Origin of the sequence: Burkholderia sp. AU33423, assembly GCF_002223135.1 — a bacterium.
GTDB lineage: Bacteria > Pseudomonadota > Gammaproteobacteria > Burkholderiales > Burkholderiaceae > Burkholderia > Burkholderia lata_D.
In genome coordinates, this window is the sequence record NZ_NKFH01000004.1 from 127478 (window position 1) to 143370 (window position 15893).

Genomic DNA, 15893 nt, shown 5'->3' on the forward strand with positions numbered 1-15893 from the left:
GTCAATGATTCTGATCGCAATGGGCGTGTCGGGCGCCGGCAAGTCGCTGATTGGCGAAATGCTGGCGGAACGCCTGTCGTGCAGCTATACCGATGGCGACGCGTTTCACAGCGCGGCGAACAAGGAAAAGATGCACCACGGCATTCCGCTGACCGACGACGACCGCTGGCCGTGGTTGCGCACGATCCGCGCGGCCATCGAGGAAAAGCAGCGTGCCGGTGAGACGGCCGTGTTCACATGCTCGTCGCTGAAGCGCTCGTACCGCGACGTGCTGCGCGGCACCGACACCGACGTGCGGTTCGTGTATCTGAAGGGTTCGTTCGAGGTGTTGCACGAGCGCCTGAAGAGCCGCACCGGCCATTTCTTCGATCCGTCGCTGCTGAAGAGCCAGCTCGACACGCTCGAGGAGCCGGGCCCGGACGAAGCGATCGAGGTCAGCATCGAGCTGACGCCCGAACAGATCGTCGATCAGGTCATGCTGAAGCTCGGCATCGCGCAGCAGCACTGAGCGCGGTTCGCGGCAATCGTCATGGAAAAGGCGCCTTCGGGCGCCTTTTTCGTTGGCGGCTCGTCGTCGCGGGCCGGTCAGGCCTCGGGCGCCTGCTTCGCGATGCCGTCGAGCAGTACGTCGAGCATCGTGTCGTGCACGGCCGCCGGATCGAGCTGCGCGTAGAGCGGGGCGGCCGCCTTGACGAGCGGATGCGCGGCGTCGGACAGCGCTTCCATTTCCGCGAGCTCGACGTCGTTCGCGGCGCGCGTGAGGCCGCCGGCTTCGGCGGCGGCAAGGCCGATCACGCTCGCATACCAGCCGACGCACACCGACGGCAGCGCCGCGCGCGGGATGCCGGCGTCGGCCAGCGCGCGATGCACGGCCTCGATGTGCGCGAGATCGGCCGGCCCGGTACTCATGTGCCGCTGCAGCAGCGCGAACGCGGCCGGGTAGCGCAGCGCGAGCGCGCGGTACTGGCGTGCGAGGTCGCGCAGCCGTTCGCGCCACGGCAGTGACGGATCGACCGGCACGAGCGAGCGCGACAGCGCGTTCGCGATCGCGCGGCTCAGGCCTTCCTTCGACTTGAAGTGGTACAGCACGCTCATCGGGTCGCAGCCGACCGACTGCGCGAGCTTGCGCACGCTGAACGCGGCTTCGCCGACGTCTTCGAGCAGCGCGAGTGCGGCCGCGACGATCGCATCCTTGTCGAGGCCGCGCGGGCCTTGGGCGGGTTTGTCTTTCATCGATGCGGGCTGGCGTGCCGGTGCGGCACCGGCTGTAAACTTGACGAAAGCTTATTCTACACTGTAGAATTATTTCTGCGGTGTAGAAATTGGGTGTCCCGGCACCTTTCAATACGTGCTTTCGCACAGTCCGGGATCCAGGCGGCACGAGCGTGCCTGCCGTCAACACGGGCCATCACGCCCCTTTTCTCGTTGACACCCATGTGGAACCGGCTGCCCCACCCGCGAAGCCTCGAAGCAACGAGGCCCTTCGACAGGCGGCCCAAGACCATGCAAGTGCAATCATGACGTCCAATAACCAACCCCTGATCCAGGGCGAATCGCGTTTCGAACAAACGCAACTGAACATCGAAAAAGACAACTGGAACTGGTGCGACCCGGCCCGCTACGACGGCGAGCGTCCGGCGAACTGGTACGAGGCGTCGCTGTCCCGCCATGCGAACAGCGCGCCGCTCGCGCACGATGCCGTCTGCGACGTGCTCGTGATCGGCGCGGGCCTGCTCGGCGCATCGGCCGCGCTGCATCTCGCGGAAGCGGGTGTCGACACGATCCTCGTCGACAAGCACCACGTCGGCTCGGCCGCATCGGGCCGCAACGGCGGGCAGCTCACGCCCGGCCTCGCGCGCTGGGAAGCCGCCGACATGATCGACTACCTGTCGCACGACGACGCGAAGCGGCTGTGGCGCTTCGCGTCGGCCGAATCGATGGACCTGATCGATGCGATCGGCGCACGTTACGCGCTGGCGCTCGATCGCAAGCGCGGGCACATTACGGCGGCGGTCCACCCGGGCCACATGAGCGCGCTGCTGGACGGCGCGGATGCGCGCCGCCATCTCGGCGACGCGGGCGTGACGCTCGTCGGCCGCCATCAGCTGCATGACGACTACGTGCGCTCGGGGCTGTACCACGGCGCGGCGATCGACGCGATCGGCGGGCAGATTCATCCGCTCGCGCTGGTGCGCGGCCTCGTGCACGGCTTCCGGCTGAACGGCGGCGCGCTGTTCGAGGGCACCGAGGTGCTCGAGCTCGACGAGACGCCGGACGGCGTCGTCGCGACGACGCCGGGCGGCACGATCACCGCGCGCAAGGGCGTCGTGCTCGCACTGCACAACACGACGTTCCGGCTGCTCGACGACGGCGCGGCGACCACGGTGCCGTTCTTTACCTACGTGAGCGTGACGGCGCCGCTCGATGTCGACGTCGCGACGCTGATGCCGGCCGGCATGCCGGTGTACGACACGCAGTTCCAGATCGACTATTACCGGCCGGTACGCGGCAACCGCCTGCTGTTCGGCGGGCAGGGCACCGGCACCTGCTGGGGGCAGCCCGACGTGAACGCGTACCTGCTGACGCGGCTGAACACGGTGTTCCCGCAGCACGACGGCCGGTTCGCGCTCGACTACTGCTGGAGCGGCGTCAGCGACTTCACGCTGAACGGCGCGACCGACAGCCGCAAGACCGACGGCCGCGTGCCGATGTACATGGTGCAGGGCTGGAGCGGCCACGGCGTCGCGCAGACGGTGCGGATCGGCAAGGCGATCTGCGACGATTTCGTCGGCCGTAACGACGATTTCTCGATGCTGACCGGCATCGACCATCGCGCGATTCCGCTCGGCCGCCAGTTGTCGCCGATCGCGATTCCCGCCGCGAAGGCCGCGATGAGCGTGATGAGCGCGCTCAACCCGGGGCGGATGATTTCGTTCTGACCGGCCGCGGCAGGCAACAAAAAGCCCGATGCGATTGCTCGCATCGGGCTTTTTTACGTGCGGAGACGGCGGCGCTTACGCGATCCGCTTCGCGAGTTCGACGGCCTTGCCGATGTACGACGCCGGCGTCATCGCGAGCAGAAGATCCTTCGCCTCTTGCGGGATCGCGAGCGTGCCGACGAATTCCTGCAGCGCTTCGCGCGTGATGCCCTTGCCGCGCGTCAGTTCCTTCAGCTGCTCGTACGGGTTCTCGATGCCGTAGCGGCGCATCACCGTCTGCACCGGCTCGGCGAGTACTTCCCAGCAGTTGTCGAGGTCTTCGTTCAGGCGCTGCGGGTTCACTTCGAGCTTGTCGAGGCCGCGGATCAGCGAGTCGTACGCGAGCAGCGAGTAGCCGAGCGCGACGCCCATGTTGCGCAGCACCGTCGAGTCGGTCAGGTCGCGCTGCCAGCGCGACACCGGCAGCTTGTCGGCGAGGTGGCGCAGCGTCGCGTTCGCGAGGCCGAGGTTGCCTTCCGAGTTCTCGAAGTCGATCGGGTTGACCTTGTGCGGCATCGTCGACGAGCCGATTTCACCGGCCTTCGTCTTCTGCTTGAAGTAGCCGACCGAGATGTAGCCCCACACGTCGCGGTCGAGGTCGAGCAGGATCGTGTTCGCGCGCGCCACGGCGTCGAACAGCTCGGCCATGTAGTCGTGCGGTTCGATCTGGATCGTGTACGGGTTGAACGTGAGCTTCAGGCGGTTCTCGATCACGTCGCGCGAGAACGCTTCCCAGTCGAATTCCGGATACGCGGAGAGATGCGCGTTGAAGTTGCCGACCGCGCCGTTCATCTTGCCGAGGATCTCGACCTTCTCGATGCGCGTGATCGCACGGGCGAGGCGGGCCGCGACGTTCGCGAGTTCCTTGCCGAGCGTCGTCGGGCTGGCCGGCTGGCCGTGCGTGCGCGACAGCATCGGCTGCTCGGCGTGCGCGTGCGCGAGTGCGACGAGGCGCTGGTAGACCGTGCGCAGGGCCGGCAGGATCACGTGTTCGCGCGCGCCGGCGAGCATCATGCCGTGCGACGTGTTGTTGATGTCTTCCGACGTGCACGCGAAGTGGATGAATTCGCTGGCCTTTTCGAGTTCTTCCTGGCCCTTCACCGATTCCTTCAGCCAGTATTCGACGGCCTTCACGTCGTGGTTCGTCACGCGCTCGATGTCCTTGATGCGGGCGGCGTCGTGCGCGGTGAAGCGCTCGGCGAGCTGCAGCAGGAATTGTTCGGACGCATCGGAGAAGCGCGGGACTTCCGCGAAGCCGGCGCGCGACAGCGCGATCAGCCAGTGCACCTCGACGGTGACGCGGTGGCGCATGAAGGCGGCTTCGGAGAGCCAGTCGCGCAGCGCTTCGGTCTTGCTGGCGTAGCGGCCGTCGATGGGTGAAAGCGCGGTGAGGGCGAAAAGCGTATCGGGACGAGTGTCGGACATGATCGGGCGGGCTTTGGGGCCGGGTCGAGCGAGGGGAGGAGAATCCGGCATTTTACCATCGGCGCGGGACGATCCCGGTCGCGTGCGGCCGGCGGGCGCTGCCGCGTGCGGATACCGCGCCGGCGCCGGTTCGCGGCGGGGCGCCGGGCCGCTCGCCGCACCGCCGGCCGGGCCCGCCCGCCGGTAGAATGCAGGCTTCTTCCCGACCGCCGCCCGCCGCGCCCGCCTGCATGGAACTGAAATGGCTCGAAGACTTCGTCTCGCTCGCGGAAACGCGCAGCTTTAGCCGGTCCGCCGAGCTGCGGCACGTGTCGCAGCCGGCGTTTTCGCGGCGCATCCAGGCGCTCGAGGCATGGCTCGCGACCGAACTGATCGATCGTTCGGTCTATCCGACGCGGCTCACACAGGCCGGGCAGATCTTCTACGAACAGGCGCTGACGATGCTGTCGCAGGCGCACGAGGCGCGCACGCTGCTGCGCGGCCACGTCGGCGCGCCGGTGCCGACGATCGAGTTCGCGGTGCCGCACACGCTGTCGCTCACGTATTTCCCGCGCTGGCTGCAGCGGATCGAGGCGAAGATGGGCCAGGTCCACACGCGGCTGCGCGCACTGAACGTGCACGACGCGGTGCTGTCGCTCGTCGAGGGCGGCTGCGATCTCGTGATGGGCTACCACCACCCGAGCCATCCGGTCGCGCTCGACCCGGCGCGCTACGACATGCTGATCCTCGGCAGCGAGCCGATCAGCCCGTTCTCGGCGCCGGGCCGCGCGGGGCGGCCGCGCTATACGCTGCCCGGCACGGCCGACGCACGCGTGCCGTACCTGTCATATACGCCGAACGCGTATCTCGGCCGGATGACGGAAGTCATCGTCGCGAATGCGACGACACCGCTGTTCCTCGATCGCGTCTACGAGACCGACATGGCCGAAGGGCTGAAGGCGATGGCGCTCGCGGGCCACGGCATCGCGTTCCTGCCGCACAGCGCGGTCGAGGATGCGGTCGCGGGCGGTCGCCTGATCCGGCTCGACCGGTCGGTGCGCGGCGGCGCGCACCCGTTCACGCTGACGATGGAGATCCGGCTGTACTGCGACAAGCTCGCGCTGCAGGGCGACGATCCCCGCCAGAAGCTCGTGCGTGCGCTGTGGGACGTCGTGCGCGACGAACTGCGCGAAACCGCGGGTTAACCGTGGGCGGTTAATCGTCGAGCAGGCGGGCCGGCTGTCGTCGAGCTTGCGATGCCTGTCGGGCGGCTGTCCGGCGGCCTTCCCTCATCCAGGAAACGCGATTTTTCACGCACGCGATGCACGGTCGATCGCGTGCGTTCTTGCGCAAATCGACCGCGGATTTGCGAAAAATCGCGATCATGCAAGAAACGCATAATCGAATAAGCAAACGGCATTGGATAAAAAAAACGGGTTTTTCGACAATGTGCGCACCTGTTGACCGTTGGAGCATCCATGTCTTCGCAATTGCAGTCCATCCCGTCCTACCTGCACGCCGACGATCTCGGCCCGTGGGGCAACTACCTTCAGCAAGTCGATCGCGTCGCGCCGTACCTCGGCTCGCTGTCGCGCTGGCTCGAAACGCTGAAGCGCCCGAAGCGCATCCTGATCGTCGACTGCCCCATCGAGCTCGACAACGGTACCGTCGCGCACTTCGAAGGCTATCGCGTGCAGCACAACGTGTCGCGTGGCCCGGGCAAGGGCGGCGTGCGCTACCACCAGGACGTGACGCTGTCGGAAGTGATGGCACTGTCCGCTTGGATGTCGGTCAAGAACGCGGCCGTGAACGTGCCGTACGGCGGCGCGAAGGGCGGCATCCGCGTCGACCCGCGCAAGCTGTCGCGTGGTGAGCTCGAGCGCGTCACGCGCCGCTACACCAGCGAAATCGGCATCATCATCGGCCCGAACACCGACATTCCGGCGCCGGACGTCAACACCAACGAACAGGTGATGGCGTGGATGATGGACACGTACTCGATGAACCAGGGCCAGACGTCGACGGGCGTCGTGACCGGCAAGCCGATCGCGCTCGGCGGTTCCCTCGGCCGCAAGGAAGCAACGGGCCGCGGCGTGTTCGTCGTCGGCTCCGAAGCGGCGAAGAAGAAGGGCTTGGAAATCGAAGGCGCACGCATCGCGGTGCAAGGCTTCGGCAACGTCGGCGGCATCGCGGCGAAGCTGTTCCAGGAAGCGGGTGCGAAGGTGATCGCGGTGCAGGATCACACGGGCACGATCTACCAGCCGGCCGGTCTGGATTCGAACAAGCTGCTCGACCACGTCGCACACACGGGCGGCGTCGCGGGTTTCGAAGGCGCGGAGCCGATGCCGAATGACGAGTTCTGGACCGTCGAAACCGACATCCTGATCCCGGCGGCACTGGAAAACCAGATCACCGAGAAGAACGCAGGGAAGATCCGCACGAAGATCATCGTCGAAGGCGCGAACGGCCCGACGACGACGGCGGCGGACGACATCCTGACCGCGAACGGCGTGCTGGTGATCCCGGACGTGATCGCGAACGCGGGTGGCGTGACCGTGTCGTACTTCGAATGGGTGCAGGATTTCTCGAGCTTCTTCTGGACGGAAGACGAGATCAACCACCGTCTCGAACGCGTGATGCGCGAAGCGTTCTCCGGCGTGTGGGCGGTCGCGGAAGAGCACAAGGTGTCGGTGCGTACCGCAGCGTTCATCGTTGCGTGCAAGCGCATCCTGATGGCGCGCGAAATGCGCGGCCTCTACCCCTGATCGGCGGTTGCCGATTTCAGATCGGTTGACTACGATCAATCCATGACGCAATCCATCCGGTTGCGTGCATGAACCCTCGCGGGCGGTGCCGAATCCGGCATCGCCCGCGCGCGCATTCAGGCGCCGGAAGGGGCGCCCGAAGCCGGGAGGAAGGCTTCGCGCAGCGCGATTCGTAGTGCGGTAAACAACCAGTACTTTCAAAAATATTACTTTGATACACTGGCGCGGGTTTTAGCCAAGGAGATGACCAAAATGAAATACCAAAAGGCAGTCCTGATGTTCGCGGCGCTTTGTGCGTTCGCAAGCGGCGCGCATGCTCAGGAGACGGGCACGCTGAAGAAGATCAAGGACACGGGCGTGATCGCGCTGGGGCACCGCGAATCGTCGATTCCGTTCTCCTACTACGACCAGAACCAGCAGGTGGTCGGCTATTCGCGCGAATTCCAGCTGAAGGTGGTCGACGCGGTGAAGAAGAAGCTGAACCTGCCGAACCTGCAGGTGAAGAACATTCCGGTCACGTCGCAGAACCGCATCCCGCTCGTGCAGAACGGCACGGTCGACATCGAGTGCGGCTCGACGACCAACAACGCGGAACGCCAGCAGCAGGCCTCGTTCTCCGACACGATCTTCGTGATCGGCACGCGCCTGATGACGAAGAAGGATTCGGGCGTCAAGGATTTCGCCGACCTGAAGGGCAAGACGGTCGTGACCACCGCCGGTACGACGTCGGAGCGCCTGCTGCGCAAGATGAACAACGACAAGCAGCTCGGCATGAACATCATCAGCGCGAAGGATCACGGCGATTCGTTCAATACGCTGGAATCGGGCCGCGCGGTCGCGTTCATGATGGATGACGCGCTGCTCGCGGGCGAGCGCGCGAAGGCGAAGCAGCCGGGCGAGTGGGTGATCGTCGGCACGCCGCAATCGGAAGAAGCGTACGGCTGCATGATGCGCAAGGGCGATACGGAGTTCAAGAAGGTCGTCGACGACGCGATCTCGCAAGTCGAGAAGTCGGGCGAAGCCGCGAAGATCTACGCGAAGTGGTTCGAGAACCCGATCCCGCCGAAGGGGCTGAACCTGAACTTCCCGCTGTCCGATTCGATGAAGAAGCTGTACGCGAACCCGAACGACAAGGCGCTCGACTGACCATACGGCCGTTGATGCAGAAATGACGCTAATGAGACGGAAGAGGCCCCGCTTCTTCCGTCTCTTTTTGCTGGAGTCTTGCCCATGTCTTACCACTGGAACTGGGGCATCTTCCTGAGCCCCGTATCGACCGGCGAGCCGACGACTTATTTCGGATGGCTGATGTCCGGCTTCTGGGTGACCATCGAAGTGTCGCTCGTCGCCTGGGTCATCGCGCTGATCGTCGGTTCGCTGTTCGGCGTGCTGCGCACCGTGCCGAATAAATGGCTGTCCGCGATCGGTACCGTGTACGTGTCGATCTTCCGGAACATTCCGCTGATCGTGCAGTTCTTCATCTGGTATCTCGTGATACCGGAGGTGCTGCCCGCATCGATCGGCACCTGGATCAAGCAGTTGCCGCCCGCCACGCAGTTCTTTACCGCGTCGATCATCTGTCTCGGCCTGTTCACGGGCGCGCGCGTGTGCGAACAGGTGCGCTCGGGGATCAACGCGCTGCCGAAGGGCCAGCGCGCGGCCGGTCTTGCGATGGGCTTCACGCAATGGCAGACGTACCGCTACGTGCTGCTGCCCGTTGCGTACCGGATCATCGTGCCGCCGCTCACGTCGGAATTCCTGAACATCTTCAAGAACTCCGCCGTCGCGTCGACGATCGGCCTGCTCGACCTGTCCGCGCAGGCGCGCCAGCTCGTCGACTACACCGCGCAGACGTATGAATCGTTCATCGCGGTGACGCTCGCCTACGTGATCATCAACCTCGTCGTGATGGCGTTCATGCGCTGGATCGAAGGCCGTACGCGGCTGCCCGGCTATATCGGAGGCAAGTGATGCATCAGTTCGACTGGAGTAGTATTCCCGGCGCGCTGCCGACGCTGTGGACGGGGGCGGTCGTCACGTTCCAGATCACGCTGATCGCGATCGTGGTCGGGATCGTCTGGGGCACGCTGCTCGCGCTGCTGCGGCTGTCCGGCGTGACGCCGCTCGCGTGGTTCGCGAAAGCGTACGTGACGGTGTTCCGTTCGATCCCGCTCGTGATGGTGCTGCTGTGGTTCTTCCTGATCGTGCCGCAGCTGTTGCAGGGCGTGCTCGGGTTGTCGCCGACGATCGACATCCGTCTCGCATCGGCGATGGTCGCGTTCTCGCTGTTCGAAGCCGCGTATTATTCCGAGATCATCCGCGCCGGCATCCAGTCGGTGCCGCGCGGGCAGGTGAACGCCGCGTTCGCGCTCGGCATGAACTACGCGCAGGCGATGCGCCTCGTGATCCTGCCGCAGGCGTTCCGCGCGATGGTGCCGCTGCTGCTCACGCAGGCGATCGTCCTGTTCCAGGATACGTCGCTCGTGTACGTGATCAGTCTCGCGGACTTCTTCCGCACGGCGGCCAACATCGGCGATCGCGACGGCACGACCGTCGAGATGGTCCTGTTCGCCGGCGCATGCTATTTCGTGATTTGCTCGTTGGCGTCTGCACTCGTCAAGGGTCTCCAGAAAAAGGTCACAAGATGATTTCCATCAAGAACGTTTCGAAGTGGTACGGCCAGTTTCAGGTCCTCACCGACTGCACGACCGAGGTCAAGAAAGGTGAAGTGGTCGTCGTGTGCGGCCCGTCGGGCTCGGGTAAATCCACGCTGATCAAGACCGTGAACGGCCTCGAGCCGTTCCAGCAGGGCGAGATCCTCGTGAACGGCCAGTCGGTCGGCGACAAGAAGACGAACCTGTCGAAGCTGCGCTCGAAGGTCGGGATGGTGTTCCAGCATTTCGAGCTGTTCCCGCACCTGTCGATTACCGAGAACCTGACGCTCGCGCAGGTCAAGGTGCTCGGCCGCGGCAAGGACGAGGCGAACGAGAAGGGCATGAAGCTGCTCGACCGCGTCGGCCTGAAGGCGCATGCGCACAAGTTCCCGGGCCAGCTGTCGGGCGGCCAGCAGCAGCGTGTCGCGATCGCGCGTGCGCTGTCGATGGACCCGATCGCGATGCTGTTCGACGAGCCGACGTCCGCGCTCGACCCCGAGATGATCAATGAAGTGCTCGACGTGATGGTCGAACTCGCGCAGGAAGGAATGACGATGATGGTCGTCACGCACGAGATGGGCTTTGCGAAGAAGGTCGCCCATCGCGTGATCTTCATGGACAAGGGCGCAATCGTCGAGGACGACCGCAAGGACGATTTCTTCTCGAATCCGAAATCGGAACGCGCGAAGGACTTCCTCGCGAAGATCCTGCACTGAGCGTTCGCGCGCGTCGGCGCTGCAGGTGCGCCGATACAAAAACCGCCCGGCCGAGCGCCGGGCGGTTTTTTTTCGTCTGCCGTTACGCGGGTGAGCGCCGTTACCAGCTGTAGCGGTAGCCGACCTGCCCGACGATGCCGCGCCGGTAGTCGCCGCCGATGTTGCGCGCGATCTTCGCGTTCGCGTACAGCTCGCCCGACTTGCCGAAGCCCGCGGTCACGCCGACGCCCAGTTCGTACCACGTGCGGCCGAGATGCGTCGCGAACGGCGTGCCGCCGACGACGGTCTGGCCCGGCGACACGAAGTCGTGCAGCACGTCGGCCGTGAAGTACGGCGTGGCGGCGCCGCCGCCCGAATCCGACTGGAGGTTCGGCCGGAAGATGCGCACGCCGACGCGGCCGCGCAGCGCGTTCGTCGTCGTACCCGATACTGCCGAGACGTTGTCGTTGAACCCGTTCAGCTTCAGGTACTGGTACATGAGCTGCGCCTGCGGCTCGACCGCGACCGGCAGCGCGCCGATCGCGAACGGCTTGCCGACTTCCTGCGACAGCGCGATGCCGAAGCCGTTCTGCGACGCCTCGTTGCCGTAGCTGTCGCGATAGCGGTTGCCGTAGCGCGTGACCTGACCGACGCTGTCGAAGTACGTGCCGTCGGACAGGTACCGGGTCCAGTAGCCGCCGATGCTTTGCGCGTGCATCTCGACCGAGCCCGTCGACGTCGACAGGTTGGCCGTAGCGGCGCGCGCCATGTCGCTGAAGCTCGCGTTCGACACGCCGATGCTGGCCGTCACGCCCGCATGCGTGCTGCCGCCGCCGTTCGGCGCCTGGTCGAGCGTCCAGTCCTTGCCGAACTGTGCGAAGAACGTGCGCTCGTCGGCCGCGAAGCGGCCCGCGTTCGCGTCGAGACTCTGGCCGCCGATGCGCCCCCACACGCCGTCGCGATTGCCGGGCTGCTGCTTTTCGAGGTTGTAGATGTCGCCGACGCGCTCGTGCAGCTTGCCCAGCGTGGAGAAGCCGTAGTCGGCGTTGAGCAGCGGCGTGAGGGTATAGCCCGACACGCCAGGGCGATACGCGAGCGTGCCGCCGTTGCCATTCCCGTTGTTGCCGCCGTCACCGCCGCCGGACGGGTGGATCGGGTCGCCGGGGTCCGACGGATCGAGTTGCGATCGCAGGTACCAGCCGTTCGCGTCACCTTGCCCGCCGCGATAGAGCCGGTATTCGTACGCGCCCGCCTGCACGGGGCCCGCGAGCTGGAACGCCGACGCGGTGGTCGTGCCGCCGTTGGCCGTGACGACCACCGGAATCCCGTCGCCCTTCGTCTGCGCGCCGGTGCCGGCCGTGTTGGCGATTTTCAGGCCCGTCGTGCCGCTCGCGGCGCCGCCGTTCACGATCACCCGGTCGGTCGGCGAGGCGTCGGCGCCGAGGAACGTGTTGAGCGCGATCGTGCCGCCGTTGCCGACGTAGCTGCCGGTCGTCAGCGTCTTGTAGCTGCCCGCGAGCGTCGGCGAACCGGTCGGTGCGGCGAATGCGACGAGGCCCGCATTGTTCAGGCTGCCCAGCACCGAGCTGCCCGTCATGCGCCACGTGCTGGTGGGGTCGACGGTCAGTGCGACCGGATCGATCTTGCCGGTCAGCGTCGTGCCGTTCGAGAGGAACACGTTGCCGGTGCTCGATGCGTCGGAGACGATGTCGCCGGCGAGGTTTACGGCCGATGCGGTGAAGGTGGCGTGGCTGCCGTTCGACAGGTCGAGCAGTGTGTCGTTGCCGGCCGTCACGACCGTGCCGTTGCGCACGGCGATGTCGGCCGTGCCGCCGCGCGCGGCGAAAGCCGGCCCGGTGACGGACGTGACGCTGCCGCCGTCGACGAGCACCGAGCTCGTCGCGCCGTTTGCGAGCATATCGGACGTCAGCACGCCGGCCGTCGCACCCTTGAGCGTCGTGCCGGTCAACGCGAGCACGCCGCCGCTGTCGACGGTCGCGCCGTTGCCGGCGGCGCTGGCGATCGTCGAGCCCGTATCGCCGATGCGGCCGCCGTTCCGCGCGACGAGGCCGTCGGACGTCGCGCCCGACGTGGTGATCGTCGCGCCCGACAGCAGCGCGGTCGCGCCGCCGGTCGTCACGATCGCGGCCGAACCCGCGCCGGTCGTCGCGACGGTCGTGCCGTTGGCCGCCAGCGTCGAATCCGCCCCCGACACGAAGAAGCCGCGTGCGTTGTCGCCGGTGGTCCTGACGACGGTCGCCGCATCGGTCGCGATGCGTGCGCCGGCCCCCGTCGACGACAGGCCGTCGGCGCCACCGCCGGTCGTGCCGATCTGCGTGCCGGCCAGCGCGATCGTCGCGTTCGTCCCCTGGTTGTCGATCCCCTTGCCCGAGCCGCCGACCGCGATCGACGTCGCACCGGCCGCGAGCCCGCCGCCCGTCACGGTCGAGTCGATCAGCACGCCGTCGGCGCTGCCGTTCGCGATCACGGTACCGGCCCCCGACAGCGCGACCGATGCACCGGTGCCCGTCAGGTGGACGCCCGCGATGCCGTCGTCGGCTTCGATCGAACCGGCGTTGGCGAGCGTCGCCGACGCGCCCTGGACGAGCGCGCCGGTGCCGTTGGATACGCGGATCGTCGACGCGTTGTTCACCGTGCCGAGCGTGCCGATCACGACGCCGGTCGAGCCGGCGCCCGTCAGCAGCACCGTGTCGCGGTTCTCGAGCGTGCCGAGGTTCTGCGCGACGAAGCCGGTCACGCCGGCCGTCGATGACGTGACGGCGGCGTGGTTGGTGAGCGTCGTGGCGACTGGTGCGCCCGCATTGGCGCCGGCGAGGTCGTGCGCCTGGCCGTCGACGACGCCGGCGATCGCACCGGCCGCGTTCAGGTTGATCGTCGCGCCCGCGTCGATCGTGCCTTGCGCACCGCCTTCGACCGCGATCGCGATGCCGTTCGCGCCGTTGACGTTGTAGATCGCGTTGCCGGTCGACAGCACGGTGCCGGCGTCGGTCGCGAGCACGCCGTGCGCGCGCTGGCCGTTGACGTCGGTCGTCAGCGCGCCGGCCGTCGACGTGCCCGTGTAGGCCGCGCCGCCCGCGACGCGGAACAGCGTCGAATCGTCGGTGTCGACGCTGAGGTGCTGCGCGGCGACGTTGATCTTCGAGCCCGCGCCATACGCGTAGAAGCCGATCTGGTTGGTGCCCGACATGAAGGCCGGCACGGCATTGGCGCCGACGTTGATCGTCGCGCCCGAGCGTGCATGCACGCCGATCGCCCCGGTGCCCGTCAGGTTGAGCGCGCCGTCGAGCGTGGCCGTGGCGCGCGGCCCTTCGGCCCACACGCCATAGTTGCGCGTGCCCGAGGCGGGATCGAGGCCGCCGGCGACGTTGATCGTGCCGCTCGACAGGGCGGACGTTGCCTGCGCACCGGTGCCGACGACCATGATGCCGATGCCGTTGACGCCATTCAGCGTGATGGTGCCGGTGTTGGTCACGGTCGCGGCCGTGTTGGCCGCGAGCATGCCGACGTTGGCGAGCGACGTGCCGGGCGCGGCGCCGTTGACGACGATCGCGCCCGCGTTGGTCAGCGTGCCGGAGGTTGAGCCGATGCTCGCCAGCGCGGCGCCGTTCTGCGTCTGCGAGCCGATCACGATCGTGCCGAGGTTGCTCGCGGTGCCCGATGCACCGAGCAGGATGCCGTACGCGTGCGCCGCGAGCGCGACGTCGTTCGTCGTTCCGCCGGGTGCGTACTGGGCCGAGCGGCCGAGGGTGATCGTGCCGCCGGCTTCGTTCGTGAAGCTGCCGCCGGCGACGAGGCCGCCGATCACCTGGCTGTCGAGCGTCGTCGCGTTGACGCCGACGTTGATCGTGCCGGCGTTCGATGCCGTCGCGCCGCCTGTCACGGCGACCGCGTAGTTCTGCAGGGCCGGCTGGTTGCCGTCGAGCGTCCATGCGCCGACGTTCATCACGCCGTTGTTGACGAACGCGGTGCCCGCGCCGTTCGCGAACACGCCGTTGCCTTCGGTGTACGCGTGGTAGTTGAAGTTGTTCGGCGGCGCGCTGCCGCTCGTGTCGAAGTCGTCGCCGGACGCGTACCCGGACGAGATCACGCCGTTGTTGACGCCGCTTGCCCCGCTCAGCAGGCGAACCAGCGTGAAGTCGCCCGACAGGCGCCCGTCGTTGATGAAGTGCGCGCCGTTTTCCGCGAGGACGGCCGAGCTCGAGACGATCGTGTTGACGCCACGGAAGTCGATCTGGCCGTCCTTGCCGATCTGCAGCGTCGCGTTCGCACCCGTGGCGTGCATTGCCGACAGGTGATCGATCGGCAGCGTGTTCTTGTCGCCCGCGGAAACGTTGTTCTGATACTGGAAGGATTGCTGCGAGAACGTGACGGCCTGGCTGAACGCGCTGTCGTAGGCGGCCTGCGAGCCGAGCGCGCCGCTTTGCACCGAGCGCATGAGAAAGTCGTTGTACGCGGCGAGCGATGCGGCGTCGGTGACCTTCCACGTGCTGCCGTCGAACGCGGTGAAGGTGCCCGCGTAGGCCGGCACGTCGAGCTGGCGGCTGCCGATGGCGCCGCCGTCCGCAAGATAGTCGCCGGTGGTGAACCGGACCTGGTTGCGCGAGTTCCAGGTGACGGTGCTTTTCGCGGCGCCCGTGCCGTCCGCGAAGGTCAGGTCGGTCTGCTTCGCGGCCATCTCGATCGCGTTGCCGGCTGCATCGGGCGCGTTCGCCGCATTGCCGATCGACACGTTGAGCGTGCCGCCGGTGGCGGCGACGGTGCCGATGCGCGTGTTCACGTACTGATCGCCGTTCACGTCGTGGTAGACGGGCACCTGGGTCGCGCCGGCCGTCGACGCGGTGAACGCGGACGAGTCGTAGGTCGCGACCGACGTGCGGGTGCCGGTGATCGAGTCGGGCGTGCTGACGCTGTGCGTCTTGCCGCCGAGCGACAGCAGCGGCTGGTTCGGGTTGCCCGACACGATGGCCGTGCTGCCGATCGGCGTGAGCGTGTAGCCCGGGTCGGCGCCGGCGCCGGTCCATGCGCCCGACACGCCAATGGTGTCGCCGCCCGAGACGGTGGCGGAGCCTGCCAGGTTGTCGTTGACGGTCGGGCTGAAGCTGCCGGGCGCGCAGGTGCCGCCGTTCGCGACGGCCGTGCCGCCGCCGCAGGTCGAGGCATGCGCGGAACCGGCCGACAGCGCGGCCAGCAACGCGCCGAATGCGACGATGCGAAGCGATGTCCGGGGCGTTGCCGCGTGCGCGGCGCGGCGGCTCGCGCAGGAACCGCTGCGCGAACGCTTGCCGCGCGCCCGTGCCGTTTCCGCAACCGCGACCCAGCAGCCGATGGTCTCGCTCCATATCGATCGAAATGAATGATTCACGACAAGCCCCTCTC

Annotated in this window: 11 protein-coding genes; 8 read left to right on the top strand and 3 right to left on the bottom strand. The window is 66.9% G+C overall.

Annotation, left to right across the window (positions count from 1 at the left end):
• Nucleotides 1-4: 4 nt before the first annotated feature.
• Nucleotides 5-508, top strand: a complete 504-nt coding sequence (locus CFB50_RS03230) for a gluconokinase (protein ID WP_069247129.1) — start codon at nucleotides 5-7, stop codon at nucleotides 506-508.
• A 77-nt stretch (nucleotides 509-585) separates the two neighbouring features.
• On the opposite strand, the gene CFB50_RS03235 is transcribed toward CFB50_RS03230, so the two are convergent.
• Nucleotides 586-1233 (bottom strand): TetR/AcrR family transcriptional regulator, encoded by a 648-nt coding sequence (locus CFB50_RS03235; protein ID WP_089444945.1) that lies wholly within the window; start codon nucleotides 1231-1233, stop codon nucleotides 586-588.
• A gap of 284 nt (nucleotides 1234-1517) precedes the next feature.
• Here CFB50_RS03235 and CFB50_RS03240 point away from each other — a divergent pair, with 284 nt between their 5' ends.
• Entirely contained in the window at nucleotides 1518-2939 is a 1422-nt protein-coding gene (locus CFB50_RS03240; protein WP_089444946.1) for an NAD(P)/FAD-dependent oxidoreductase, read from the top strand.
• Between the two features lie 75 nt (nucleotides 2940-3014).
• Here the strand turns inward: CFB50_RS03240 and purB are convergent, their stop codons facing one another.
• Nucleotides 3015-4403, bottom strand: a complete 1389-nt coding sequence (gene purB / locus CFB50_RS03245) for an adenylosuccinate lyase (protein WP_089439230.1) — start codon at nucleotides 4401-4403, stop codon at nucleotides 3015-3017.
• A gap of 230 nt (nucleotides 4404-4633) precedes the next feature.
• Between purB and CFB50_RS03250 the strand changes: the two genes are divergently transcribed.
• From CFB50_RS03250 to CFB50_RS03275, 6 genes are all read left to right on the top strand, one after another.
• Complete coding sequence (locus CFB50_RS03250) at nucleotides 4634-5587, top strand: LysR substrate-binding domain-containing protein (protein WP_046544936.1); 954 nt, start codon at nucleotides 4634-4636, stop codon at nucleotides 5585-5587.
• 273 nt (nucleotides 5588-5860) lie between these two features.
• Nucleotides 5861-7147, top strand: coding sequence for a Glu/Leu/Phe/Val family dehydrogenase (locus CFB50_RS03255; RefSeq protein ID WP_069247133.1), 1287 nt, complete (start codon nucleotides 5861-5863; stop codon nucleotides 7145-7147).
• A gap of 252 nt (nucleotides 7148-7399) precedes the next feature.
• Nucleotides 7400-8293 carry a glutamate/aspartate ABC transporter substrate-binding protein gene (locus CFB50_RS03260; protein ID WP_069249215.1) on the top strand — a complete coding sequence of 298 codons (894 nt, stop codon included), beginning with the start codon at nucleotides 7400-7402 and terminating at the stop codon, nucleotides 8291-8293.
• 84 nt (nucleotides 8294-8377) lie between these two features.
• On the top strand, nucleotides 8378-9118 hold the full coding sequence (locus CFB50_RS03265) for an amino acid ABC transporter permease (protein WP_089444948.1): 741 nt from the start codon (nucleotides 8378-8380) through the stop codon (nucleotides 9116-9118).
• Complete coding sequence (gene gltK / locus CFB50_RS03270; protein WP_069247135.1) at nucleotides 9118-9795, top strand: glutamate/aspartate ABC transporter permease GltK; 678 nt, start codon at nucleotides 9118-9120, stop codon at nucleotides 9793-9795. The genes CFB50_RS03265 and gltK overlap by 1 nt, the downstream gene beginning before the upstream one ends.
• A complete protein-coding gene (locus CFB50_RS03275; protein WP_011350949.1) occupies nucleotides 9792-10517 on the top strand; it encodes an amino acid ABC transporter ATP-binding protein in 726 nt (241 codons plus the stop codon). Before gltK ends, CFB50_RS03275 begins: the two co-directional genes overlap by 4 nt.
• Before the next feature lie 100 nt (nucleotides 10518-10617).
• Here CFB50_RS03275 and CFB50_RS03280 read toward each other — a convergent pair whose 3' ends face one another.
• On the bottom strand, nucleotides 10618-15879 hold the full coding sequence (locus CFB50_RS03280; protein ID WP_089444949.1) for an autotransporter outer membrane beta-barrel domain-containing protein: 5262 nt from the start codon (nucleotides 15877-15879) through the stop codon (nucleotides 10618-10620).
• Between the last annotated feature and the right edge of the window lie 14 nt (nucleotides 15880-15893).